The sequence below is a fragment of the Pseudomonas sp. BIC9C genome, from assembly GCF_034541995.1.
GTDB classification, from domain to species: Bacteria; Pseudomonadota; Gammaproteobacteria; order Pseudomonadales; family Pseudomonadaceae; genus Aquipseudomonas; species Aquipseudomonas fluorescens_CC.
The window spans coordinates 972847-996200 of record NZ_JAWDGM010000001.1; the positions used below are offsets into that span (position 1 = coordinate 972847).

Annotated in this window: 18 protein-coding genes, 1 tRNA gene and 3 pseudogenes; 10 read left to right on the forward strand and 12 right to left on the reverse strand. The window is 59.2% G+C overall.

Going from position 1 to position 23354, the window contains the following annotated elements; genetic code table 11:
- Positions 1-2 precede the first annotated feature (2 nt).
- From emhB to RS887_RS04650, 4 genes are all read left to right on the forward strand, one after another.
- Positions 3-3164 (forward strand): efflux RND transporter permease subunit EmhB, encoded by a 3162-nt coding sequence (gene emhB, locus RS887_RS04635; protein WP_322614558.1) that lies wholly within the window; start codon positions 3-5, stop codon positions 3162-3164.
- Complete coding sequence (emhC, locus tag RS887_RS04640; protein WP_322614559.1) at positions 3164-4624, forward strand: efflux RND transporter outer membrane subunit EmhC; 1461 nt, start codon at positions 3164-3166, stop codon at positions 4622-4624. The genes emhB and emhC overlap by 1 nt, the downstream gene beginning before the upstream one ends.
- Before the next feature lie 302 nt (positions 4625-4926).
- Positions 4927-5874 (forward strand): transposase, encoded by a 948-nt coding sequence (locus RS887_RS04645; protein WP_322614560.1) that lies wholly within the window; start codon positions 4927-4929, stop codon positions 5872-5874.
- 355 nt (positions 5875-6229) lie between these two features.
- Entirely contained in the window at positions 6230-7489 is a 1260-nt protein-coding gene (locus tag RS887_RS04650; RefSeq protein ID WP_322614561.1) for an OprD family porin, read from the forward strand.
- Between the two features lie 177 nt (positions 7490-7666).
- On the opposite strand, the gene flgE is transcribed toward RS887_RS04650, so the two are convergent.
- From flgE to RS887_RS04680, 6 genes are all read right to left on the reverse strand, one after another.
- Positions 7667-8998 (reverse strand): flagellar hook protein FlgE, encoded by a 1332-nt coding sequence (flgE, locus tag RS887_RS04655; protein WP_322614562.1) that lies wholly within the window; start codon positions 8996-8998, stop codon positions 7667-7669.
- 30 nt (positions 8999-9028) lie between these two features.
- The gene (gene flgD, locus RS887_RS04660) at positions 9029-9751 is read right to left on the reverse strand and encodes a flagellar hook assembly protein FlgD (RefSeq protein ID WP_085717185.1); all 723 of its coding nucleotides are present in this window, start codon (positions 9749-9751) and stop codon (positions 9029-9031) included.
- A gap of 15 nt (positions 9752-9766) precedes the next feature.
- A complete protein-coding gene (gene flgC / locus RS887_RS04665) occupies positions 9767-10210 on the reverse strand; it encodes a flagellar basal body rod protein FlgC (RefSeq protein ID WP_007980123.1) in 444 nt (147 codons plus the stop codon).
- 3 nt (positions 10211-10213) lie between these two features.
- Complete coding sequence (gene flgB, locus RS887_RS04670; RefSeq protein ID WP_007988729.1) at positions 10214-10621, reverse strand: flagellar basal body rod protein FlgB; 408 nt, start codon at positions 10619-10621, stop codon at positions 10214-10216.
- 365 nt (positions 10622-10986) lie between these two features.
- Positions 10987-11814 carry a protein-glutamate O-methyltransferase CheR gene (gene cheR / locus RS887_RS04675; protein ID WP_322614563.1) on the reverse strand — a complete coding sequence of 276 codons (828 nt, stop codon included), beginning with the start codon at positions 11812-11814 and terminating at the stop codon, positions 10987-10989.
- A 45-nt stretch (positions 11815-11859) separates the two neighbouring features.
- The gene (locus RS887_RS04680) at positions 11860-12792 is read right to left on the reverse strand and encodes a chemotaxis protein CheV (protein WP_322614564.1); all 933 of its coding nucleotides are present in this window, start codon (positions 12790-12792) and stop codon (positions 11860-11862) included.
- 83 nt (positions 12793-12875) lie between these two features.
- Between RS887_RS04680 and flgA the strand changes: the two genes are divergently transcribed.
- The 4 genes from flgA to RS887_RS04700 all read left to right on the forward strand — a co-directional run bounded on the left by flgA (position 12876) and on the right by RS887_RS04700 (position 15484).
- Entirely contained in the window at positions 12876-13634 is a 759-nt protein-coding gene (flgA, locus tag RS887_RS04685; protein ID WP_322614565.1) for a flagellar basal body P-ring formation chaperone FlgA, read from the forward strand.
- 167 nt (positions 13635-13801) lie between these two features.
- Positions 13802-14128 carry a flagellar biosynthesis anti-sigma factor FlgM gene (gene flgM / locus RS887_RS04690; RefSeq protein WP_322614566.1) on the forward strand — a complete coding sequence of 109 codons (327 nt, stop codon included), beginning with the start codon at positions 13802-13804 and terminating at the stop codon, positions 14126-14128.
- Between the two features lie 48 nt (positions 14129-14176).
- Entirely contained in the window at positions 14177-14644 is a 468-nt protein-coding gene (locus RS887_RS04695; RefSeq protein ID WP_322614567.1) for a flagellar protein FlgN, read from the forward strand.
- Positions 14645-14737: 93 nt separating this feature from the next.
- On the forward strand, positions 14738-15484 hold the full coding sequence (locus RS887_RS04700; protein WP_322614568.1) for a flagellar brake protein: 747 nt from the start codon (positions 14738-14740) through the stop codon (positions 15482-15484).
- Positions 15485-15543: 59 nt separating this feature from the next.
- On the opposite strand, the pseudogene RS887_RS04705 reads toward RS887_RS04700, so the two are convergent.
- From RS887_RS04705 to RS887_RS04730, 6 genes and pseudogenes are all read right to left on the reverse strand, one after another.
- Positions 15544-16927: pseudogene (locus RS887_RS04705) on the reverse strand (MFS transporter).
- Positions 16928-16997: 70 nt separating this feature from the next.
- Complete coding sequence (locus RS887_RS04710) at positions 16998-18242, reverse strand: glutamine synthetase family protein (protein WP_322615257.1); 1245 nt, start codon at positions 18240-18242, stop codon at positions 16998-17000.
- Between the two features lie 201 nt (positions 18243-18443).
- The gene (locus RS887_RS04715) at positions 18444-19136 is read right to left on the reverse strand and encodes a HAMP domain-containing sensor histidine kinase (RefSeq protein WP_322614569.1); all 693 of its coding nucleotides are present in this window, start codon (positions 19134-19136) and stop codon (positions 18444-18446) included.
- Positions 19133-20737, reverse strand: coding sequence for a response regulator (locus RS887_RS04720; protein ID WP_322614570.1), 1605 nt, complete (start codon positions 20735-20737; stop codon positions 19133-19135). Before RS887_RS04720 ends, RS887_RS04715 begins: the two co-directional genes overlap by 4 nt.
- A gap of 531 nt (positions 20738-21268) precedes the next feature.
- A pseudogene (locus RS887_RS04725) lies at positions 21269-22289 on the reverse strand (IS110 family transposase).
- A gap of 140 nt (positions 22290-22429) precedes the next feature.
- Positions 22430-22506, reverse strand: a tRNA-Arg gene (locus tag RS887_RS04730).
- A 290-nt stretch (positions 22507-22796) separates the two neighbouring features.
- Between RS887_RS04730 and RS887_RS04735 the strand changes: the two are divergent.
- Together RS887_RS04735 and RS887_RS04740 are read left to right on the forward strand one after the other, a co-directional pair.
- Positions 22797-23030, forward strand: a pseudogene (locus RS887_RS04735) (hypothetical protein).
- Between the two features lie 21 nt (positions 23031-23051).
- Positions 23052-23231 carry a PA3371 family protein gene (locus tag RS887_RS04740; RefSeq protein WP_322614571.1) on the forward strand — a complete coding sequence of 60 codons (180 nt, stop codon included), beginning with the start codon at positions 23052-23054 and terminating at the stop codon, positions 23229-23231.
- The last annotated feature ends 123 nt before the right edge of the window (positions 23232-23354 follow it).

Consider the following 23354-nt stretch of genomic DNA (forward strand, 5'->3'; position numbering starts at 1 on the left):
CCATGTCGAAATTTTTTATCGACCGTCCGATTTTCGCCTGGGTAATTGCCCTGGTGATCATGTTGGTCGGGGCACTATCGATCCTCCGGTTGCCGATCAACCAGTACCCGAGCATTGCGCCTCCAGCGATCGCCATCTCCGTGGCCTACCCGGGTGCTTCGGCACAAACGGTTCAGGACACCGTGGTTCAGGTGATCGAGCAACAGCTCAACGGTATCGACAACCTGCGTTATGTCTCGTCGGAAAGTAACTCCGACGGCACCATGACCATTACCGCGACCTTCGAGCAAGGCACCAACTCCGACACCGCGCAGGTCCAGGTCCAGAACAAGCTGAACCTGGCCACCCCGCTGCTGCCGCAAGAAGTGCAACAGCAGGGTATCCGCGTCACCAAGGCCGTGAAGAACTTCCTGCTGGTGATCGGCGTGGTGTCGCGTGACGGCAGCATGACCAAGGACGACCTGTCCAACTACATCGTGTCGAACATGCAGGACCCGATCTCGCGGACCGCCGGTGTCGGCGACTTCCAGGTGTTCGGTTCCCAGTACGCCATGCGTATCTGGCTCGACCCGGCCAGGCTGAACAACTACAACCTGACCCCGATCGACGTCAAAACCGCCATCGCTGCGCAGAACGTCCAGGTGTCGTCCGGCCAGCTCGGCGGCCTGCCTGCCCTGCTCGGCACCCAGCTGAACGCAACGATCATCGGCAAGACCCGCCTGCAGACCGCGGAGCAATTCGACAAGATCCTGCTCAAGGTCAACAAGGACGGTTCCCAGGTACGCTTGAGAGATGTTGCCGAAGTCGGCCTGGGGGGTGAGAACTACAGCATCAACGCCCAGTTCAACGGTGCCCCGGCTTCCGGCCTGGCCGTGAAACTGGCCACCGGTGCCAACGCTCTCGATACCGCCAAAGCCCTGCGCGCGACCATCGACAACCTCAAGCCGTTCTTCCCGCAAGGGATGGAAGTGGTGTTCCCGTATGACACCACTCCGGTCGTAACCGAATCGATCAAGGGCGTGGTTCACACCCTGGTCGAAGCGGTCGCCCTGGTGTTCCTGGTGATGTTCCTGTTCCTGCAGAACTTCCGTGCCACCATCATCACCACGATGACCGTGCCGGTGGTATTGCTCGGTACGTTCGGCATCCTCGCGGCCGCCGGTTTCAGCATCAACACCCTGACCATGTTCGGCATGGTGCTGGCCATCGGCTTGCTGGTGGACGACGCCATCGTCGTGGTGGAAAACGTCGAACGGGTGATGAGCGAAGAAGGCCTGTCACCGAAAGAAGCCACCAAGAAGTCCATGGGCCAGATCCAGGGCGCACTGGTCGGTATCGCCCTGGTGCTGTCGGCGGTTCTGCTGCCAATGGCGTTCTTCAGCGGTTCCACCGGTGTGATCTACAAACAGTTCTCGATCACCATCGTCTCGGCCATGGCCCTGTCGGTACTGGTCGCGCTGATCTTCACCCCGGCGCTTTGTGCGACCATGCTCAAGCCGATCCCGAAAGGCGAGCACGGCACCCCGAAACGCGGTTTCTTTGGCTGGTTCAACCGCAATTTCGACCGCGGCGTTCGCAGCTACGAACGCGGTGTCGGCAATATCCTGCAGCGCAAGATCCCCTATCTGCTGGCGTATCTGCTGATCGTGGTGGGCATGATCTGGCTTTTCAGCCGCATTCCAACGGCGTTCCTGCCTGAGGAAGACCAGGGTGTACTGTTCGCCCAGGTGCAAACCCCGGCCGGTTCCACGGCCCAGCGTACCCAAGTGGTCGTCGATGAAATGCGTGAATTCCTGCTGCGTCCGGGCAAGGATGGCGGCGAAGGCGATGCGGTGAACTCGGTGTTTACCGTGACCGGCTTCAACTTCGCCGGCCGTGGCCAGAGTTCGGGTATGGCGTTCATCATGCTCAGACCCTGGGACGAACGTAACGCCGACAACAACGTGTTCAAGGTGGCGGCCCGTGCCCAGCAGCACTTCTTCACCTTCCGCGATGCCATGGTATTCGCCTTCGCGCCACCGGCGGTACTGGAACTGGGTAACGCCACCGGTTTCGACGTGTTCCTGCAGGACCGCGCCGGTATCGGCCACGAAAAACTGATGCAAGCGCGAAACCAGTTCCTCGGTATGGCCGCGCAAAGCAAGATTCTGACTCAGGTGCGTCCGAACGGCCTGAACGACGAACCGCAATACCAGCTGGAAATCGATGACGAGAAGGCCAGTGCCCTGGGCATTACCATCGCCGACATCAACAACACCCTGTCGATTGCCCTGGGCAGTAGCTACGTCAACGACTTCATCGACCGTGGTCGGGTGAAGAAGGTTTACGTGCAAGGCAAGCCAGGCGCTCGAATGGGCCCTGAAGACCTGCAGAAGTGGTACGTGCGCAACGCCAGCGGCACCATGGTTCCGTTCTCGGCGTTCGCCAAGGGCGAGTGGATTTACGGTTCGCCGAAACTGGCTCGCTACAACGGCGTGGAAGCGATGGAAATCCTCGGTTCCCCAGCGCCTGGCTACAGTACCGGTGAGGCCATGGCCGAAGTCGAAGCCATTGCCAAGAAACTGCCGGCGGGTGTCGGTATTTCCTGGACCGGCCTGTCGTACGAAGAACGCCTGTCCGGTTCGCAAGCGCCGGCGTTGTACGCCCTGTCGCTGCTGATGGTGTTCCTGTGCCTGGCGGCGCTGTATGAAAGCTGGTCGATTCCGATCGCGGTGATGTTGGTGGTGCCGCTGGGGATCATCGGTGCACTGATGGCCACCAGCCTGCGCGGTCTGTCCAACGACGTGTACTTCCAGGTAGGCCTGTTGACGACTATCGGTCTGGCGGCGAAAAACGCCATTCTGATTGTCGAATTTGCCAAGGAACTGCACGAACAAGGGCGTAGCCTGCGCGATGCCGCAATCGAAGCCTGCCGCATGCGCCTGCGACCGATCATCATGACCTCGCTCGCCTTCGTGCTGGGTGTGGTACCACTGGCGATTTCCACGGGCGCAGGTTCCGGTAGCCAGCATGCAATCGGTACCGGCGTGATCGGCGGTATGATCACGGCCACTGTGCTGGCGATCTTCTGGGTCCCGCTGTTCTTCGTCACCGTGTCGTCCATTGGCCAGCGTAAAATTGCCGACCAGGATGACGCTCTTGAAACTTCTAAAGAGGCTGGCTAATGAGCAAGTCGCTACTCTCCCTGGCAGTCGCCGCCTTCGTGCTCGGTGGCTGCTCGCTGATACCTGATTATCAGCAGCCCGAAGCACCGGTGGCGGGGCAGTACCCGCAGGGCCTGGCGTACTCGCCGGCCCAGGCACCGGCGCAAGCTGCCGCCGAACAGGGCTGGAAGCAGTTTTTCCATGACCCGGCGCTGCAACAGCTGATCCAGGTGGCCCTGGAAAACAACCGTGACCTGCGTGTCGCGGCCCTGAACATCGACGCGTTTGCGGCGCAGTACCGTATCTCCCGTGCCGATCTGTTCCCGGCTGTCTCGGCCAACGGCACCGGCAGCCGTCAGCGCGTTCCGGCTGACGCTTCGCAGACCGGCCAAGCCGGTATCACCAGTTCCTACTCGGCCACGGTCGGGGTCAGCGCCTATGAACTCGACCTGTTCGGTCGCATTCGCAGCCTGAACGAAGAAGCGCTGCAGAAGTACTTCGCCACCGAAGAAGGCCGTCGCAGCACGCAGATCAGCCTGGTGGCCAGTGTGGCCAATGCCTACCTGACCTGGCAGGCCGACAAGGAACTGTACAAGCTGACCCAGGACACCCTGGCCACCTTCGAGGAGAGCTACAAGCTCACCGCCCGCAGCAACGAAGTCGGCGTCGCCTCGGCCCTGGACCTGGCGCAGTCGCGCACCTCGGTGGAAAACGCCCGTGCGCAACTGGCCAAGTACACCCGTCAGGTCGCCCAGGATGAGAACAGCCTGGTGCTGCTGCTCGGCACCGGAGTCCCGGCCAACCTGCAAGCGGCCAAACCACTTGACGACGACCTGCTGAGCGACGTTCCACCCGGCCTGCCGTCGGACCTGCTGCAGCGTCGTCCGGACATCCTTCAAGCCGAGTACAACCTGAAGGCCGCCAACGCCAACATCGGCGCGGCGCGGGCTGCGTTCTTCCCGAGCATCAGCCTCACGGCCAATGCCGGCACGCTGAGCCCGGACCTGTCCGGTCTGTTCAAGGGTGGTTCGGGCACCTGGCTGTTCCAGCCGCAGATCAACCTGCCGATCTTCAACGCCGGCGCCCTGAGCGCCAGCCTGGATTACTCGAAAATCCAGAAAGACATCAGCGTGGCGAACTACGAGAAGTCCATTCAAACGGCCTTCCAGGAAGTCGCCGACGGCCTGGCCGCCCGCCAGACCTACGTCCAGCAGTTGCAGGCACAGAAAGATTTCGTCAGTGCCAACCAGGCGTACTACGGCCTGGCCGAGCGTCGTTACCGCATCGGTGTCGACAGCAACCTGACCTTCCTCGATGCCCAGCGTCAGCTGTTCAGTGCGCAACAGGTGTTGATCACCGACCGCCTGGCGCAGCTGGTCAGCCAGGTCAACCTGTACAAGGCCCTGGGTGGTGGCTGGAACGAACAGACGGCGCAGAACGAGCCGTTGAAAGAAGCAGCGCCGAAGATGAAATATTTCTGATAGCGCTGTGAACACAAGGAGCCCACCAATTGGTGGGCTTTTTGTTGGCTGCGAGAAACAGTGGTGCCAGAACTGGCCTCTTCGCGAGCAAGCCCGCTTGTATGGTAGGACTTGAAGGGAGGAGGAGGGACAAAGCCCGATTCTGACTGTTGACGCAGTACAGATCCGTGGGAGATTTCGCCCCTCCTCCTTTCACCCAAGCGCCGATAAAGAATGCATCTGGCTAGACCGACGATAGGAACAAGCCTGCGCCTCTGGGTGAGCCCTTCAAGTGCTCAAAACCATATCCCGGAGGAAATTTAATGGCAATGCCGGTTTCTGTCTCAAAGCCGATCGCAGGCGTGGATGTCGCCAAGAATGAACTGGTGATTTATCACGCCGAACTTGACCTGCTTGAAACGATTCCCAACAACAAGGCAGCCATCAAGCAGTGGCTGAAGGACTTGCCGAGGACAGTGGCCATCGCCATTGAGTCGACCAATATCTATCACCTGGAGTTCGCCGATCTGGCCTACGAGGCCGGCTGCGTGATTTACATGGTGGGTGGCTATGAGCTGAGCCATTACCGCAAAGGGGTGAATGTCCGCGCCAAAACCGACGCGCTGGATGCCAGGCTGCTCGCTCGCTACCTGAAGAACGAAGGTGACGATCTTCATCCCTGGACCCCGCCATCACCGCTGTACCGTCAGCTCTTGAGCCTTTTTCGCCGCCGGGCGGCTCTGGTTCAGGCACGAGTGGGCCTGGTGCAAAGCTGGGCGAATGAACCGCTGTTGAAGACCGCTTTCGCCGAGCAAGTGAAATCCATGCAACAGCTTGAGGCGCTGGTCGAAAAGACGATTAAGGATTATCTGAAAGAAGCCGGTTTGCTCGGTCAGTTGAAGCGCTGTCTGAAAGTTGAAGGCATCGGATTTTTGACCGGAGCCCGCTTGATCGCAGCATTCCAGCGAGGCGATTTCAGAAACGCAGATGCCTTCATCGCCTTTCTGGGAATGGATTTGCGGGTGGCGAAGTCAGGACAAAAAGACGGTCGCCGAAGCTTGACCAAACGAGGTGATCCGGAAGCTCGCCGACTTCTGCACAACGCAGCCATGTCGGCCAGTCGTACACCAGCCTGGAAAGATTTTTACGCGGCACAAAGAGCTCGAGGGTTCAGCACCACTCAGGCACTGGTGATACTGGCTCGCAAACTTGCTCGGGTCGTATTCGCCTTGCTCAAGGGGCAAAGCGAATACCAGCCAAAAGTCGGTTGAGGGCTTCCCCTCAACCATAGAATCTCCCACATTTAACCGGGTTCTTTCAGAAAGAAACGCGGTCGAATGTGGGAGCGGGCTTGCTCGCGAAGAGGCCGGCCAACACACCACAAAACCCGAATAAATGTTGCGTTCGATAATCGCCCAAAACCTGCTTTCACCGATTGAACCATCTAGTACATTCCATTCACCATCCGACCCACAAAACCAATAACAACAGGTTCGACACCATGCCCCCGCGCCCCGCCCTCTCCGGCTGATCCGCTTCGTTTGTGCTGATTTCCGATGTTCGTCTGCAACCCCGGGTTGCGGCATCACCCCGCTTCATCCCCAAGAATTAGAGAGACCCGAGTCCATGACGCCTTCCACCGCGCAATATTTCGTTCCCGGCCTGATCGCCGCCGCCCTGGCCAGTGCCGCCCTGCCCGCCTGCGCCGAAGAGCCGGGTTTTGTCGAAGGCGCCAAGGTCAACCTGAACCTGCGCAACTTCTATATCAACCGCAACTTCACCAACCCGACCAAGGCCCAGGGCAAGGCTGAAGAATGGACGCAGAGTTTCATCCTCGACGCCAAGTCCGGGTTCACCCAGGGCACCATCGGGTTCGGCATGGATGTGCTCGGTTTGTATTCGGTGAAACTCGACGGCGGCAAAGGCACCGGTGGTACGCAACTGCTGCCGCTGGACCACGACGGCCGCCCGGCGGACAACTTCGGCCGCACCAACGTGGCGTTCAAGGCGAAGCTGTCGCAGACCGAAGTCAAGGTTGGCGAGTGGATGCCCGTGTTGCCGATCCTGCGCTCGGACGACGGTCGCTCGTTGCCGCAAACTTTTCGTGGCGGCCAGATCACCTCAAAGGAAATCAATGGCCTGACGCTCTACGGCGGCCAGTTCCGCCAGAACAGCCCACGCGATGACAGCAGCATGAGCGACATGTCGATGACCGGCAAAGCCGCGTTCACCTCCGACCGTTTCAACTTTCAGGGCGGTGAATACCTGTTCAACGACAAACGTACCCAGATCGGTCTGTGGAACGCCGAGCTCAAGGACATCTACAGCCAGCAGTTCATCAATCTGATCCACAGCCAACCGCTTGGCGACTGGACCCTGGGCGCCAACCTCGGTTTCTTCTACGGCAAGGATGACGGCAGCGCCCGGGCCGGCGAGTTGGACAACAAAACCCTGTATGGCTTGTTTTCGGCCAAGTACGGCGGCAACACGTTCTACGTCGGCCTGCAGAAACTCACCGGTGATAACGCCTGGATGCGGGTCAACGGCACCAGCGGCGGCACACTGGCCAACGACAGCTACAACTCCAGCTACGACAATGCTCGGGAAAAGTCCTGGCAAGTGCGCCACGACTACAACTTTGTCGCCCTCGGCGTACCGGGCCTGACCCTGATGAACCGCTACATCAGTGGCGATAACGTGCACACCGGCAGCATCACCGATGGCAAGGAATGGGGGCGTGAATCGGAACTGGGCTACACCGTGCAGAGCGGTGCGCTGAAAGACCTGAACGTGAAATGGCGCAACTCGACCATGCGTCGCGACTACAGCAACAACGAGTTCGATGAGAACCGCCTGATCATCAGCTACCCGATCAGCCTGCTGTAAAGTTCACTACCGTTATCGCGAGCCTTCTACAGAAAAGCACCGGACACAAAAATGCATGGCCAGCCTGGCCGAGAAGTCCTGCAGGTTTACGCTTGCAGGGCTTTTCGGTCAGGCTGGCCATCTCATTAAACCCCTCTCTCGAGGGGCTCTTTGTGAAGCAGCATCAACCAACACGCATCAAGTCATCTGAATGATGGTCTGCATGATGGTGCTCTGGGTGGAGATGGTCTTGGCGTTCGCCTGATAGTTGCTCTGCGCCTTGATCAGGTCGACCAGTTCGTTGGTCAGGTTGACGTTGGACTCTTCCAAGGAGTTGGAAACGATCGAACCCAGGGTGCCGGTTTCCGGTGCATCGTAGCCCGGGATGCCCGATGCGTAGGTTTCTTTCCAGCTGGTGCCGCCTACCGGCTGCAGGCCTTGCTCGTTGGTGAAGCTGGCCAGGGAAATCTGGCCGATCGGCTTGGTCTGGTTGTTGCTGAAGTTGGCCAGCAGCACTCCGCTGCCGTCGATGGTCAGGTTGGTGATCTGGCCAGTGGCGTAACCGTTCTGTGCCGGAATCGAACGCGCGGTGTCGGCGTTGAACTGCGTGGTGTTGGCCATGGCGATGGTCAAACCTGCCGGGTCGGCTGCGGCGCCGTTGGCTGTCCAGACGCCATTGGTCACGGAGCCCGGAGTCCAGTTGGTGATCTTCAGGTCACTGCTGATCACCGAAGTCGGTGGCGTGGTTGGCGGCGTCACGGGGGTGCTGACCGAAGTCAGTTTACCGGTGGAATCGAAGGACATGGTCGAAGCAACCGGAGCGGTAACCTTAGGATCACTGCCATCCGGGTTGCGGCCATCGATCAGTGTGTAGGTGTCCCACGTATTCGCGCCAGTCTTGACCATGTATTGATCCATGGTGTGCTGGTTACCCTGAGTATCGAAGATCGGGGTACTGAACGACTTGGTAAAGGTCTCGGTCTTGGACGGGTCGAACTTGTTGGCCGCAACCGTCTGGTCGATCACCGCCGAGGTGGAGTTCAGGTTGATCGTCGACGACACGGTGCTGGTGGACTTCGGCGCCAGGTTGGAGGTATCGATCCGCAGGTCGGTCAGCACCCCGTTGACGATCTTGCCGTTGGAATCCACACCGTAACCTTGCAGGCGGGCAGTGCCGTCGCTGTTGGTGACGTAGCCTTCCTTGTCGGTCTTGAACGTACCGGCACGGGTGTAGGTCAGGGAGCCGTTATTGCTCAGGACAAAAAAGCCATTGCCCTGGATACCCATGTCGAGCACGTTGCCAGTGTTGCTCACGTCACCCTGGCCGAACTGCTGGGAAACGTTGGCCAGGCGCACGCCGTTGCCGACGGTCTTGCTGCCGGTGCCCAGGCGGGTCGCCGAGTACACGTCTTCGAATTCTGCACGAGACGATTTGAAACCGGTGGTCGCGACGTTGGCGATGTTGTTGCCGGTCACGTCCAGTTGTTTGTTGGCTGCATAGAGACCGCTAAGGCCGATATTGAAAGACATCATCACTCCTTTGTGCCGTGTTAGTCGGCTCTACATACCAATGGTTTGTACTTTGGACAGGGCAACGCTGCCCAGCCCGGCCAGATTGAGCATCAACTCACCGCCGGTCTGGCTGATGGTCACGCTGTTGACGGTCGCGGGCAGGTTGGTGATCAACGCAACGGACTTGCCATCGATCGTGGTCGTGGCGCCAAAGGTGTAGGTGCCCGCAGGTACCGTCTCACCCGCATCGTTCTTGCCGTCCCAGATGAAGCTGGCGTTGCCGGCCTTCTGCGAGCCGAGGTCGATAGTACGCACGGTCTTGCCGCTGGCATCGGTGATCTTCAGGGTGGCGGACGCCACCGAAGACGGAACCACTACCGTACCGCTGAGGCTCTTGGTGGTATCGACCACGGCCTTGTCGCCCGGTGCGATGACCGAACGGCCCACCAGCGACGATGCCTGCAGTGCCTGGGACGAGTTGTAGTTGCTGGCCAGGCCGCTCACGGTGTCGTTGAGCGTGGTGATGCCTTCCAGGCTACTGAACTGCGCCAGCTGGGCCACGAACGCGCCATTGTCCTGGGGCTCCAGCGGGTTCTGGTTTTTCAGCTGGGTCACCAGCAACTGCAGGAACGCATCCTTGCCCAGGGCCTTGTTGCCCGTGGCACTGCCGGTTGCCGACGCGAGGCCGTCAGTCGTGGTGTTGGTCTTGATCGAGGAGTTGGCCAGGATGTCGTTGAGGCTCAAACCACTGGTGGAATCGGTAACACTCATCTGAGTCGCCCCTTATCACTGACCGAGGGTCAGGACCTTCTGCATCATGGTCTTGGCGGTGTTCATCATTTCGGCGTTGGTCTGAAACGAACGGCTCGCGGAAATCATGTCGGCCATTTCTTCAACCACGTTGACGTTCGGGTAGTAGACGTAGCCCTTGGCATCAGCCGCCGGATGGTTCGGCTCGTAGCGCGCCTCGAGGTTGCTCTGGTCTTCGACCACCCCCAGTACCTGCACGCCCTGACCGGCGGCGTCCTGGCTCTGGAACAGCGAGTCGCTGCCGCCGCTCTGGCCGCCCTGGAACATGGTGGCGAACACCGGGTGGCGCGCGCGGTAGGTCTGGTCGATGCTCGACGAGACGGTCTCGGCGTTGGCAATGTTCGAAGCGACGGTGTTCAAACGCGTGGTCTGCGCACTCATGCCGCTACCGGCAATGTTGAAAACACTGGATAGAGACATGGCTTACTCTCCGCGCAGGGCTGATACCAGCCCTTTGAATTTGCTGTTGAGCAGGGTGAAGCTGGCCTGGAAGCCGATCGCGTTTTCCGCGTAGTTCGACTGCTCCAGCTGAGCATCCACGGTGTTCTGGTCGATCGACGGTTGCATCGGCGTGCGATACAGCAACGACTCGTCGCCATTGCCCAGACCTTCAGCTTCGATATGACGGCTGTTGGTCATGTTCAAGGCGAAGGTGCCGTTTTTGGTTTTCTCGTTCTGCTCGGCGAGCACTTTCGAGAAATCCAGATCCCGAGCCTTGTAGTTCGGGGTGTCGGCGTTGGCGATGTTGTTGGCCAGGACTTCGGCACGCTGGGCGCGGAAGCCCAGGGCTTGTTCGTGGATACCGAGCGCTTTATCGAAGCTGATGCTCATGTCGGGAAACCTTCGGGTGACCTGATTTTACGTAGGATCAACTTAGCAAGCCCCATGCCAATTCAAAAAAGCCCGGAAACCGGGGCTTTGCCGGCCATGGCAATGCGGCAATGCCAGAAAAGCGGCAACGGGTTTCCGCCGGATGCCGCTTTTCTGCCGCTTCCTCCATTCGCAGAACACCATCTGACCCTGTGGGAGCGGGCTTGCCCGCGAAGGCGTCGTATCAGCCGATATCAACTTTTCTGGTCCACCGCTTTCGCGGGCAAGCCCGCTCCCACAGGGGGTGGCGGTGCCCGCAGAAAATCATCAGGCATAAAAAAACGGGAGCCCATGAGGACTCCCGTTTTCGATGACACCAGCAAAAATCACTTCGCCTGGTAAATGATCCCCGGGCTGCACTGGACCATCTGGTAATGATCCGGCAAACCGTTCAGTGCTTCGGAAGCACCGAGGAACAGGTACCCCCCCGGCTTCAACGTACTGTGGATGCGCAACAGGATGTCCTTCTTCACCTCGGCGGAGAAGTAGATCAACACGTTGCGGCAGAACACGATGTCGAACTTGCCCAGGCTCACGTAGCTGTCCAGCAGGTTGAAGGAACGGAACTCCACCCGGCTCTTGATCGGCGCCTTGATCGCCCAGCGCCCCGGCCCTTTCGGGTCGAAATAACGCTGCAGGCGCTCTGGCGACAGACCACGGCCGATGGCCAGGCTGTCGTACTCGCCAGTCTTGCAGTTGGTCAGCATGGTGCCGGACAGGTCGGTGGCAACAATCTGCACGCCCATCCTTAACTGACCCATGTTGACCCGCTCGAACTCGTCGATGGACATCGACAGCGAATACGGTTCCTGGCCTGAGGAGCACGCCGCCGACCAGATGCGCAGGCGCTGGCCAGGACTGGCCTTGATCGCTTCGGGCAGTACCTTGTTCTTCAAGACTTCAAACGGGTAGGTGTCACGAAACCACAGGGTTTCGTTGGTGGTCATGGCGTCTACCACCTGCTCGCGCAAACCGCTGCGCGGCTGGGTCTGCATGCGCTGAACCAGCTCACCCAAAGACTTGATGCCTTGCTGTTCCATCAGTTTGTTGAGACGGCTGGAGACCAGGTACTGCTTGTTTTCACCGAGCAAAATGCCACAGGCTTTTTCCAGGAACACCCGGAACTGTTCGAAATCCAAATTACCCGTAGACAATGATGCCGCCTCTTAAATCGTGTTGACTGCCAGGGGCGCAGGCCCCTAGCTGATATCTGCTGCCTTGATCCGGTCGACTACCCGGGATGCCAGGTCATCAGGACGGAATTTGGCCAGGAAGTCATCGGCACCGACCTTCTTGACCATCGCCTGATTGAAAACCCCCGACAACGAAGTATGCAGGATGATATGAAGCTTTTGCATGCGCGGGTCGTTGCGGATTGCCGCCGTCAGGGTGTACCCGTCCATCTCCGGCATCTCGATGTCGGAGATCATCATCAGGAACTCTTCTTCCGGTTTCTTGCCCTCATCGACCAGTTTGCGCAGGTAGTCCAGCGCTTGCCGACCGTCGTTCAACGCCACCACTTCGACACCGACCGTTTGCAGGCAACGGGTGACCTGCTTGCGTGCCACCGACGAGTCGTCGACCGTCAGCACTCGCAACGAAAGCGCCTTGTGCTGGGTTTCGACATCCACCACGCCGACGGAAATCGCTTCCGGCGTCGGCGCCACTTCCGCCAGCACTTTCTCGACGTCGATGATTTCGACCAACTGATTGTCGACCCGCGTCACTGCCGTCAGGTAGTGATCGCGTCCGGTGCCCTTGGGTGGCGGATGGATCTCCTCCCAGTTCATGTTGACAATGCGTTCCACCGAGCGGACCAGGAAACCCTGGGTCTTGGTGTTGTACTCCGTGATGATCACGAAGGGATTGTTCTTGTCCTTCAAAGCACCGGAGCCGGTCGCCATCGCCAGATCAAGGATCGGTATGGTCGCCCCCCGGATGTTCGCCACACCGCACACGACAGGACTGGATTTGGGCATCAGTGTCAGTTGGGGGCATTGCAGCACCTCCCGAACCTTGAACACATTGATCCCGTACAGCTGCTGACCGTCGAGACGGAACAACAACAGCTCCAGGCGATTCTGCCCCACCAGTTGCGTGCGCTGGTTTACCGAATCCATTACACCAGCCATGCCCAGACTCCTACACCAACGCCAAGTGTTGTTGCGACGCGCCTTCATCACTAAACGGCACGGCGCTTGCTTTTTTAATCGTTATGAACACAGAACCGACATTTTTTCGACGCCTGACCACACCCTGCCGCAAATGGCTCGGCGTGCTGGCGGCTGTTTGCCTGTTCAACGCTGGCAGCCCTGCCCTTGCTGACGCGGTTACCTTGCCTGACATGCTTATCGGCGTCACTCAGGGCTTTCTTGAATTCACCGTAGAAGACTATCTCGCCACCAGTCAAACGGAAGGTCGCTACGAGATCCAGGTCAACCCGCTCGATCCGCGCATGCACATGCCGATGTGCGACAAGGAATTGACAGCAACCCTTGAGAGCCCCAAGCCGCTGGGACGGGTCACGGTCAAGGTCCGCTGCGAGGGCGCGGCCCCCTGGACCGTCTTCGTGCCCGCTCAAGTCCGGCTGTTTCGCGATGTCGTGACCACCGCCCGACCACTGCGCCGCGCCGCCATTGTCGAGCCTGGGGATGTGGTCCTGCGCGAGCGCGATATCAGCCTGATCAGCCAGGGCTACCTGACCTCCCTTGATCAAGCGGTCGGGCAGCGACTGACCCGACCAACGGTCGCCGACCAGGTGATTACCCTGGTGCACATCGAACAGGCCGAGGTCATCCGCAAGGGTGATCAGGTAGTGATTACCGCCCGCAGCGGTACGCTCAGCGTGCGCATGCCGGGCGAAGCCCTGTCAAACGGCAGCCTGAGCGAACAGATCCGGGTGAAAAACCTCAACTCCCAGCGAGTCATCAAGGCGCAGGTCATGGCGCCGGGGCAGGTGGAAGTGTCCATGTAAGGCTCTCGGTTCACCGGAATGTGGCGCTTGCCGCGGCTGTTCCCTAGACTGTGCTCCATGCAGGGCAAGCGCTGACGCGCGCGAGGTTCATTGATAAATGGACCTAAAGTTTTCCAGGGAATGGCCGAAACCATGGCAAGCGTCCAAATTCCCAGAGGTTTTTTATCATGGTCATCGATTTCAGCCGTTTGAACAGCTCCTCGTCCCTTACGGGCAGTACACGTACCAGCGCCAGCAAGGAAAGCGCCGAAGCCGGCAAATCCGCGCCGCTGGAGTCCGCGGCCGAACAGGCCGGTACCGTCAAAAGCGGGGAATCGGTACACCTCAGCGAAGAGGCTCAACAGTTGCAGAAGGTCACTGACAAGCTGCGCGATCAGCCTGCCGTCGACAAAGCCCGCGTGGCCGAGTTGAAAGCAGCGATTGCCGATGGCAGCTATAAGGTCGACAGCAACCGTGTAGCCAGCAAACTGCTCAACTTCGAAGCCCAGCGCTAGGCCACCGCCGGCGCCAGGCTTTTGGACGCTTAAAACCCAAGGCCAGCCATGCACGACACTCATTTACTGCAACTGATCACCGACGACTTTGCTCCAGCGCAACACTTGCTGGAATTACTGCAGACCGAATCCCTCGCATTGCATGGCCGCGACATGCCATTGCTCGAGGACATCCTGGCGCAGAAACAGGCATTGGTCGTCTTGCTCGAACAGCATGGCCGCAAGCGCAGTGAAGTTCTCGCCAGCCTCAACCTGCCGACCAACCGTGCCGGTCTTGAGCAATTGGCCAGTCAGTCGAGCATTGGCGACCAGTTGCTGGCGCAAAGTGACGTGTTGACCGATCTCCTGGCCCAGTGCCAGGCCATCAACGCCAACAACGGTCAGTCGATCCTCACTCAGCAGGCCGCTACGGCCACCCAGCTGAAAATCCTCACCGGCGGTGAAACCCCGGCGCTTTACGATGCCAGCGGTACATTCTCCAAGCTTGCCAAGCCACGCCCGCTCAGTCAGGCTTAGCCCGCTCGATGAGCCCGCTCTATCCAAGACGCGAAAGATGCTGGCAAAATGCTGGCTAGCCGTAGTCAAATTTTGTCTGGAGATTGATTAACCGTGTCCAATGCCTTATCCGTGGATGATGCTCCGCAGCCACCCAAGGTGCTCTCCACGCCCTTGGAAATCTCCGGCAACCTGCGCCAGCTGCTCGAAAGCCATGACCCGCTGATCATCACGTTCCACGAGCGCAGCCAGCGCTTCCAGAGCTATCTGGTGGATCTTGACCGTGACAGCAACATGATCGCCCTGGACGAAATGATCCCCCGCGATGGCGAGCGCTACCTGCTGGCGGGCGAACCGTTCAAGGTCGAAGGCTTCCACGAAGGCGTGCGCATTGCCTGGGAAAGCAACGGCCAATTGAACATCGACGAATCCGGTGGCAGTCGCTGCTATCGCGGCACCCTGCCCGATGAAGTGGTGTACCACCAGCGCCGCAATGCGTTCCGTGCGGCACTGAAGCTGGCACAACTGGTCAACGTCAACCTCGACGGCGAAAAGCTCAAGGCTCCCATCAGCGGCAAGTTGCTGGATATTTCCGCGACCGGCTGCAAACTGCGTTTCGACGGCGACATCACTGACAGCCTGCAACTGGGCCAGGTGTACGACCGCTTCAGCGCCGACCTGCCCTTTGGCAAAATGACCGCTCCGGTCGAATTGCGTTATCTGCACTTCGAAGAAAAGATTTCCACCACCTTCGCCGGCGTTCGCTTCCACAACATGAGCGGCCTGGTGCAGCGTCAGGTCGAACGCTTCGTCTACCAGTTGCAACGCGAAGCACGCCGCTTCGACAAAGACGACATCTGATAGAGCGCCAAAAAAAACGGGTAGCCCTTGCGGTGACTGCCCGTTTTTGTGCCCGGGATTTAAGGCCTGACCTCGCTGAGGTTTGGGTCCCGCCCTGCATCAGGATCTTCCGGCGGCTGATCGGATTCAGTTTCGGTGACAGTTTCAGGTTCTGATTCAGGCTCTGGCCCGGTATTCACCGGAGTGTGCATCTGATCCTGCACCACCTGCTCGTCAACACGCGGGTCGAGGCAGGCCACCAGCGGTGAGCTCGTCATGTTGTCCGGCATGGCCACGTGATGCAGCGGCGCATCTTCCACCTGATGCAGGTTGGTCACCGCTTTCGGGCGAATCCGCCACACCAGTACCAGCGCGAAGAAACTGAAAAACGCATAAAGCATCTGGCTGCCGAACAACTTCATCAGCACGCCTGCCACCAGCGGCCCGATACTCGCGCCAACGCCATAGGTCACCAGCAGCATTGCCGTCAGGGACACCCTGCGATCGCCTTCGACATGGTCGTTGGAGAACGCGACCGCCAACGGATACAGGCAGAACTGCACCAGCGAACAGACGAAACCGGCGACAAACAGAATCTCCAGCGGCACCTGCGGCATGATCGCCAACGGTAATGCCGCCAGGGCCAGGCTGAATGCAAAACTGCGGATCAACACGGCCCGATCGTAGCGGTCGGACAACCAGCCCAACGGCCACTGCACCACCAGCCCGGCAAAAATGCAGCACCCCATGAACAAGCCGACCTGCTCCGTGGACAACCCTTGCTGCGAGGCATACAGCGGCGCCAGACCGTAGAACGAACCGACGATCAGGCCTCGCCCCGAGCACCGTGCTCAATGACTGTGGCACGCGCTTGATAAAGAACCGTGGTTCCATGGGCGCCGGATGCAAGGGTGCAGGGTGAATACGCCGGGTCAGGGCCACGGGCACCAGGCACAGGGCGAAACACAGGGCGACCAGCATCAGCAGCTCCAGCCCCAGCGCCGGGTGCATGACCAGAATCAGCTGCCCCATCACCAGGCCCAGGTAAGAGGCGATCATGTAACCGCTGAACACCAACCCGCGCTGCCTGGCTTCGGCCTGCTCGTTCAGCCAGCTCTCGATCACCATGTACTGGCACATCATGCCGAGGCCGACGATCACCCGCAGGAACAACCAGGCCGGCAGCCAATCGATCAGGCCATGGCCCAGCACCGCCGCGCCGACAATCCCGGCACAGGCCGAGTAGGCCCGGATATGCCCGACCCTGGCAATCAACCGGTGACCGATCTTGCCCCCCAGCACCAGGCCGAAGTAGTTGGCCGCCATCAATGCACCGACCCACAGGCTGTCGACATGATCGGCAGCCAGGCGCAAGCCCAGGTAAGTACTCAACAGGCCCGAGCCGATCAACATCATCAGCGAGGCGAAATACAGCGCTCGAAAGGATTTCCAGATTTGGCGCATCGGCGTTCCGAGCGGCTCCTTGCAGTGAGAATCGGCTATCGCTAAACGATAGCCGGATGTCGACGGATCGTCAGGCCTGGGCTGCTAAAACACGCCTTTCCCAGGGAGTAATTTCATCCTGGAAACTGCTCAGCTCCAGGGTCTTCGAAGCAATGTAGCCTTCGATGAATTCCGCACCGAACAGTTCCTTGGCCAGCTGGCTACGTTTCAGACGCTCAATGGCCGCATGCAAGGTACACGGCAACGAAAGATTGTCCGGCACTTCGAATTCACCCTGGATCGGCGCGCTCGGTTCCAACGCGTTCTCGATACCATGCAACCCTGCCGCCAGGCTTGCGGCAATCGCCAGATACGGATTGGCATCGGCGCCCGGCAAGCGGTTCTCGACCCGACGGGCCACCGGCAGACTGGCCGGAATGCGCAGGCCGGCCGCCCGGTTGTCGTGGGACCAGCAGGCATTATTCGGTGAGGCGTAAGGGTGGCACAAGCGCTGATAGGAGTTCACGTTCGGCGCAAACAGCGCGGTGAAGTCGGCCATGCACGCTTGCTGACCAGCAATGAAATGGCGGAAGGTGGCCGTCTCCTGCCCCGCCTCATCACTGAACACGTTGCGCCCCGAATCGATCTCGACGACGCTCTGGTGGATGTGCATCGAACTGCCCGGCGTATGCGCCAACGGCTTGGCCATGCACACCACGCTCAGACCATGCTTGAGGGCAACTTCCTTGAGCAAGTGCTTGAACAGGAACGTCTGGTCGGCCAGCAACAGCGGATCACCATGCAGCAGATTGATCTCGAACTGGCTGACGCCCATTTCGTGCATGAAGGTATCGCGGGGCAAGCCCAACGCAGCCATGCATTCGTAGACTTCATGGAAGAAGGGGCGCAATCCATTGTTGGAGCTGACGCTGAACGCCGACTGGCCATCCTCGCGACGACCATCCAACCCCACTGGCGGCTGAAAAGCCTGGGTCGGATCAGTGTTGGGGGCGAAGACAAAAAACTCGAGCTCGGTCGCCACCACTGGCGCCAGGCCGCGGGCTGCGTAACGGGCAATCACCGACTTGAGCTGACCACGGGTCGACAGATTGCAGTGGGTGGTGGTGCCCAGTTCATCCGCGTCACAAATGGCGAAAGCTCGCGGCGGATGGCTCCAGGGCAGACGGTGAATTTGTGCAGGGTCCGGGATCAGCGCCAGGTCGCCATCATCGCTGCCGTAAAATCGCGCCGGCGGGTATCCGCCCATGATGCATTGCAGCAGCACGCCCCGCGCCATCTGCAAACGTCGACCGTCGAGAAACCCCTCGCTGGTCATCACTTTGCCCCGTGGAACGCCATTCAAATCCGGCGTGACACATTCAACTTCATCAATGCCCGTCAATCGCTGCGCGAGTGAACTCAGGCCAACGGTGGTCATGACACTATCCTTGTTATTGTGCGGGCCGCGAACGGCGACCGTACAAAATAGGCTCCGCGTGTTCGGAATTTCAAGCAGCGTCGATAAATATGCTGCCTGTCAGGGCAGGTAAAGACGGAACACCCCGCCGCCCAACGGCCCCCCATTGCTGATTTCGGTGCGTCCGCCGACGCCGTTGCGCTGATGCAACGCAGCAATTCGTCCGGCAAAGTACAGGCCCAACCCGGTGCTGCCGCTGCTTTGATTGATGCCCTGCACGTAATCGGCCTGACGCTCGATCATCTGCGTCGGATACCCCTCGCCATCGTCATTGATGGTCAACACCAGTTGCCCGGCTTCGTCGCTGACGCTGATCAACACGGCATGTCGTGCAAAGCGAATGGCGTTGTTGATGCAGTTGGCCAATACCGACGCGATCAACTCTCGGTCGAAGAAACCCAGCGGGCTCAGCGGGTCCACTTCATAGGTGGCCATGATGCCGCGGCTGGCGAACACCTCCTGATGGCAAGCCAACTGCGCTTCGATGAAGTCGTCCAGTTCATGGTAGGCCGGTTGCAACGGCATCTGGTTGACGCCGAGTTTGTACAGCCCCAGCAACTGCACCAGCATGCCGTTGAGGTGGGCGAACTCGAAGTCGATCACACCCTGCTCCGGCGTCTGCTGCGCCGACTCCGGCAATCGCGCCAGCCACTGGCTCTGGGCCTGCATCAGCATGGCCAGCGAGTTCTTCATGTCATGCACGGTAGAGGCGATCACCGTGGAGAAATCCAGTGCCTGCCGGTTGTCGTTCATTGGCCAAACGCCTTGCTGTTGAGCTTCTGGTAACGCGGATAGCGCGCGTCGGTGTCGGGCATCAGGCCAACCATTTTCAGGCAGGTCCGGCATTCTTCCAGCTCCGCTGAAGGAGCGCCGGTATCGGTGCCGTGCAACAACGACTGCGCCAGGTTCAGGGCGATACTGATGTTCTTCGGCTGCATTGCCAGGGCCTTGCGAAAGACCTGCCGGGCCTCCGCCAGATTGCCGGTCTTGTACACGCGCACGCCCTGACGATTGAGCTCTGCAGCGGCGTTGCCGGAATTGAGGATGCTCGGGTCGTCGGTCTGTTTGGCGATGTCCTTCATGACCGCCGGATCGTCGCCGTAGATTTCCACGCAGTTTTTCAGCATCGCGGTGCCGGCCTCGCTCTGCCCGAGCATTTTCAGTTGCTTGGCCACCAGCAACGCCGCTTCGGCGCTCATGAATTGCTCCATGCCATCCAGGCGCAGCAGGGCTTGCTCGGTGAGCTTGTCAGCCGTCTCGGCATCGTTGAGCAACAGACTGGTGGCCTTCATCAGGCGCGCGCGGATTTGCAGGCCCGGGTCGGAGGGGTTTTCCTTGGCCACGGCGCTCAATGTGGTGTTGATTTCCAGTCGGGTTCGCGTGTCCAGCCCCCTTTCGCTGCCCTTGCTGATCAAGGCGTGGGCCAGGCCGAGGTTGCTCTCGGCATCCTTGAACCGCGATTGCGCGCCCTGGCTTACAGCCTGGCGATAGGCCTTGGCCGCTGTGTCGAAGTCCTCGTTGGTCATCGCCAGCTTGCCCAGCAACGCTTGCCGGCGCACCGCCAGCGGCGACAGGCGAATCGCCTCTTCCAGAACGCGCTGTGCACCTTTGGTGTCCCCTTCGGCGACCAGCACGTCAGCCATGCCGTCATACAGCGACGGCATCATCGGGAAGACTTTCAGGGCTTTTTCGTAAATGCCTTTGGCCTGCCCGACCTGACCACGCTTGAACAGCAACTTGCCCAACCCGGCAAACGCCCATGGCAACGGGCGGTCGGCGATGATGCCGTCGTACAGCCGCTCCAGCGCTTCGTTCTGATTGAGGTCGCGCAGGGCATCGGCGCGGTAGCGCAGGCACAGTGGCGAATAGCGGATGTCTTGCTTGCACAAGGCGATGCAGGCGTTGAGCACCTCCATCGGCTTGCCGCGGTCAAGGGCCTGCAGGATTGGCTTGAGCAGGGTTTTGCGCTGCTCCAGGCGCTCCAGTCGCTGGGCCAGGCTGGAACGGTTGAAGGGTTTGGTCAGATAGGCATCGGGCTCGTGCTCCAGCGCACTGAGCACCATGGCCTGGCTGGTTTCGGCGGTGACCATGACGAACACCGCTTCATGGCTGATCAGCTTTTCTTCCATCAGGTCTTCGAGCACCTGCTGGCCGTTTTTCTTGCCGTCACCCAGGTGAAAGTCCTGCAGGATGAAGTCGTACTGCTTCTGCGAACACATTTTCAGCGCCTGTTCGCCGGTATCGGCAGTGTCCACTTCCTTGACACCCAGTTCGCGCAGCATCGACCGAACCGAACTGCGGAAGTCCGAGAAATCATCGACGATCAGAAAACGCTTTTGGTGATACGACAGCATCGAAGATTTCCAGGCAATTTAAGAAGAAGAACCCAAAGGCAAATACACGGACGGACTCAGCTTCGCAGCCCCTGTTTTGGCGCGCAGATGATAACGGGTGGCACTAGGCTATCAAACACCTTCTCACAGAGATGAGGCCCCCCAAGCCAACCGCAAAAGGCAAAATGGCCCCTGACTGCCCGTGTTATCGGCCAGCAGTGGTATTCCCTTGAGAAGCTTCCCCAACGCTCACTCCGGATAGGAGAAGGCGTTACTGAAAACGAGACATCGTGCACAAAAATGTATGGTCAGCCCATCTCCTGCAACCTCATTGGTTGTTTTCGGTAAAGCTGGCTTGCGCTAATGTATTCGGGCTCATGGTGAGCGTTGCTGGAACAACGCTCGGCCCTCGATGAGTAGCCGCTCCCGACTGTCCTGAAAAAGCCCTCAGCCTCTAAAGCTGAATTTTTGTGCCAGGTCCTCAGTCGGGCCGTTTGCCGTTTACTGTCATCAGTCAGTGACGTCGCAAAAGCCGGTGATAACGCTGTACGTTCAAGCGTTCGGATGTGGGTCGTACTGGCCGCCTTTGGCCAGTACCGCCCACGATTCGCGCCAGTTTGTTGGCCAACGCGCACGCTACGACATTGGAATGTCGGCGCGTCAGCAGTTCTCGAACCCAAGGCCCCAGGGCATCTTCCCGCTTGTCGATATAACGCATGATGGCTCGCGCGCCCTGCACCAGCAGTTGGCGTATGTGCTTGTCGCCACGCTTGCTGATCCCCAATAGCACTGTTTTCCCTCCCGTTGAATACTGCCTCGGCACCAGTCCTAATGAAGCGGCAAAGTCGCGTCCACTTCGATAGTTCGACGCATCGCCCACATCCGCCAGTACTGCGCTGGCAGTGATCGGGCCGATGCCTGGAATACTCTGCAAACGACGCCCGGCATCGTCTTCTTTCAGCTGCTGCTTCAGGTCGGACTCGATGTCCTTGATTTCATCATTGAGCTGTTGAATTTGACGATAAAGACGCATCACCACGCCCTTCAAGCGCACAGGAACGGGGTGTTGTGGATCGTCCAGCAGCGCCGGCACGCGGTGCAACGCAATAACGCCAATAGGCAGGCTGATCCCGAACTCCAGCAGAAAGCCATGAATCTGATTGGTCGCGACAGTGCGATGGCCAATCAATGATTCGCGGACACGGTGCAGCGCTGAAAGCGTTTGCTGCTCTTGGGTTTTGATCGAGCAGAAGCGCATCGCGGGGCGGCTCGCCGCCTCGCAAATCGCTTCGGCATCAATGAAGTCGTTTTTGTTGCCTTTGACGAATGGTTTTACGTACTGCGGGGCGATCAGCTTCACCTCATGGCCCATTGCACCGATCTGTCGAGCCAGCCAATGGGCGCCACCGCACGATTCCATCACCACCGTACAGGCCGGCAGCTGGGCCAATGTGCTGAGCAACTGAGCGCGGCTGGTTTTCTTGCGTAAAACCTGATGACCTTTGGCGTCCTGGCCGTGCAGGTGGAAACTGTGTTTTCCAATGTCGATACCGAGAAGCGTCATCGTGTTCATGAGAGATCCTCCGCCGAAAACGAGAAAAGCCCTGCAAGCGTAAACCTGCAGGGCTTCTCGGTCAGGCTGACCATCTCATTAAGCCCCGCCGGAATCAATTTTCCGACGGGGCCTTCTGGACAGCAAAGTGCTGATAAAGATGGTGTCCCAGGGCAGGTTCGAACTGCCAACCTTCCCCTTAGGAGGGGGATGCTCTATCCAATTGAGCTACTGAGACACATGTCGGCCGCAACGAAACGCGGCGCGATGGACGGCGTGCATGTTAACGGCCGGGCCGGCTTTTGTCATGTCGTCCGTAGGGCTTTTTAAGTGTAGGCAGACGCCTCAGCCGGGGGCGGACCTGTTTACCGTGCAAATTGCATCACTGCAAAAAGCCACCCTTGCAAAATGCAATAGGGTGCTTTACCAAAAATAACTTAATTCATTGTTTTTAAAGATTTTATTTGCCGATAGACTCTGGCATGCGCGCTGCTTCCACTGGTCTCAAGAGCAACCGAGGCCCGCGCCATGAACAGCGTTCTTTTACTCTCGAATGCAATCGCACTGGCAGTTTTACCGGGATTTCATTTTATTCCCGAGAGCAGCGTTACACAGGTTGCCCAACGAATGCCGCATTAGCTTCAGTTGCAGAAGGCGCGGCAAATAGCGGTATTGAGTGATCGGCACGGATTTGTCAGCCAGCAAATGAGCCAGGAAAACATCCTGCTACCGGCGCCATCATCCAAACGTTTGGTATTTTGAATCCCCCACCAGGAGCACAGCATGTCCAGATCGGCCGCGAGTTTCTTCATCCTCGCCTTGTTGAGCGGCATTTTTCATCTGTCATTGACCCAGGACATGGTCATCACCCTCCCCCTGATTGCCTGTGCTGTCTTCACCGGTCTGTTCGTGCTCGCGCTGATTGCCGGACGCAAGATCAAGTTTGATCCGGTACTGCGTTAATCCCGGCCCGGCAGATCCGCTGCAAGGACCTGCCATCCATCCCGAATTCTCCCCCTCCGTACGACTGCCCCTAGTAAATCGGCCATTTGCCACTATTCTGTAAAGGCAAGGAACGGGGATCGA

Bases quoted from the DNA above. Each gene is read 5' to 3' on its own strand.
- emhB (WP_322614558.1), top strand. From the start codon at position 3: ATGTCGAAATTTTTTATCGACCGTCCGATTTTCGCCTGGGTAATTGCC.
- emhC (WP_322614559.1), top strand. From the start codon at position 3,164: ATGAGCAAGTCGCTACTCTCCCTGGCAGTCGCCGCCTTCGTGCTCGGT.
- RS887_RS04645 (WP_322614560.1), top strand. From the start codon at position 4,927: ATGGCAATGCCGGTTTCTGTCTCAAAGCCGATCGCAGGCGTGGATGTC.
- RS887_RS04650 (WP_322614561.1), top strand. From the start codon at position 6,230: ATGACGCCTTCCACCGCGCAATATTTCGTTCCCGGCCTGATCGCCGCC.
- flgE (WP_322614562.1), bottom strand. From the start codon at position 8,998: ATGTCTTTCAATATCGGCCTTAGCGGTCTCTATGCAGCCAACAAACAA.
- flgD (WP_085717185.1), bottom strand. From the start codon at position 9,751: ATGAGTGTTACCGATTCCACCAGTGGTTTGAGCCTCAACGACATCCTG.
- flgC (WP_007980123.1), bottom strand. From the start codon at position 10,210: ATGTCTCTATCCAGTGTTTTCAACATTGCCGGTAGCGGCATGAGTGCG.
- flgB (WP_007988729.1), bottom strand. From the start codon at position 10,621: ATGAGCATCAGCTTCGATAAAGCGCTCGGTATCCACGAACAAGCCCTG.
- RS887_RS04680 (WP_322614564.1), bottom strand. From the start codon at position 12,792: ATGGCTGGTGTAATGGATTCGGTAAACCAGCGCACGCAACTGGTGGGG.
- flgA (WP_322614565.1), top strand. From the start codon at position 12,876: ATGAACACAGAACCGACATTTTTTCGACGCCTGACCACACCCTGCCGC.
- flgM (WP_322614566.1), top strand. From the start codon at position 13,802: ATGGTCATCGATTTCAGCCGTTTGAACAGCTCCTCGTCCCTTACGGGC.
- RS887_RS04695 (WP_322614567.1), top strand. From the start codon at position 14,177: ATGCACGACACTCATTTACTGCAACTGATCACCGACGACTTTGCTCCA.
- RS887_RS04710 (WP_322615257.1), bottom strand. From the start codon at position 18,242: ATGACCAGCGAGGGGTTTCTCGACGGTCGACGTTTGCAGATGGCGCGG.
- RS887_RS04715 (WP_322614569.1), bottom strand. From the start codon at position 19,136: ATGAACGACAACCGGCAGGCACTGGATTTCTCCACGGTGATCGCCTCT.
- RS887_RS04720 (WP_322614570.1), bottom strand. From the start codon at position 20,737: ATGCTGTCGTATCACCAAAAGCGTTTTCTGATCGTCGATGATTTCTCG.
- RS887_RS04740 (WP_322614571.1), top strand. From the start codon at position 23,052: ATGTCCAGATCGGCCGCGAGTTTCTTCATCCTCGCCTTGTTGAGCGGC.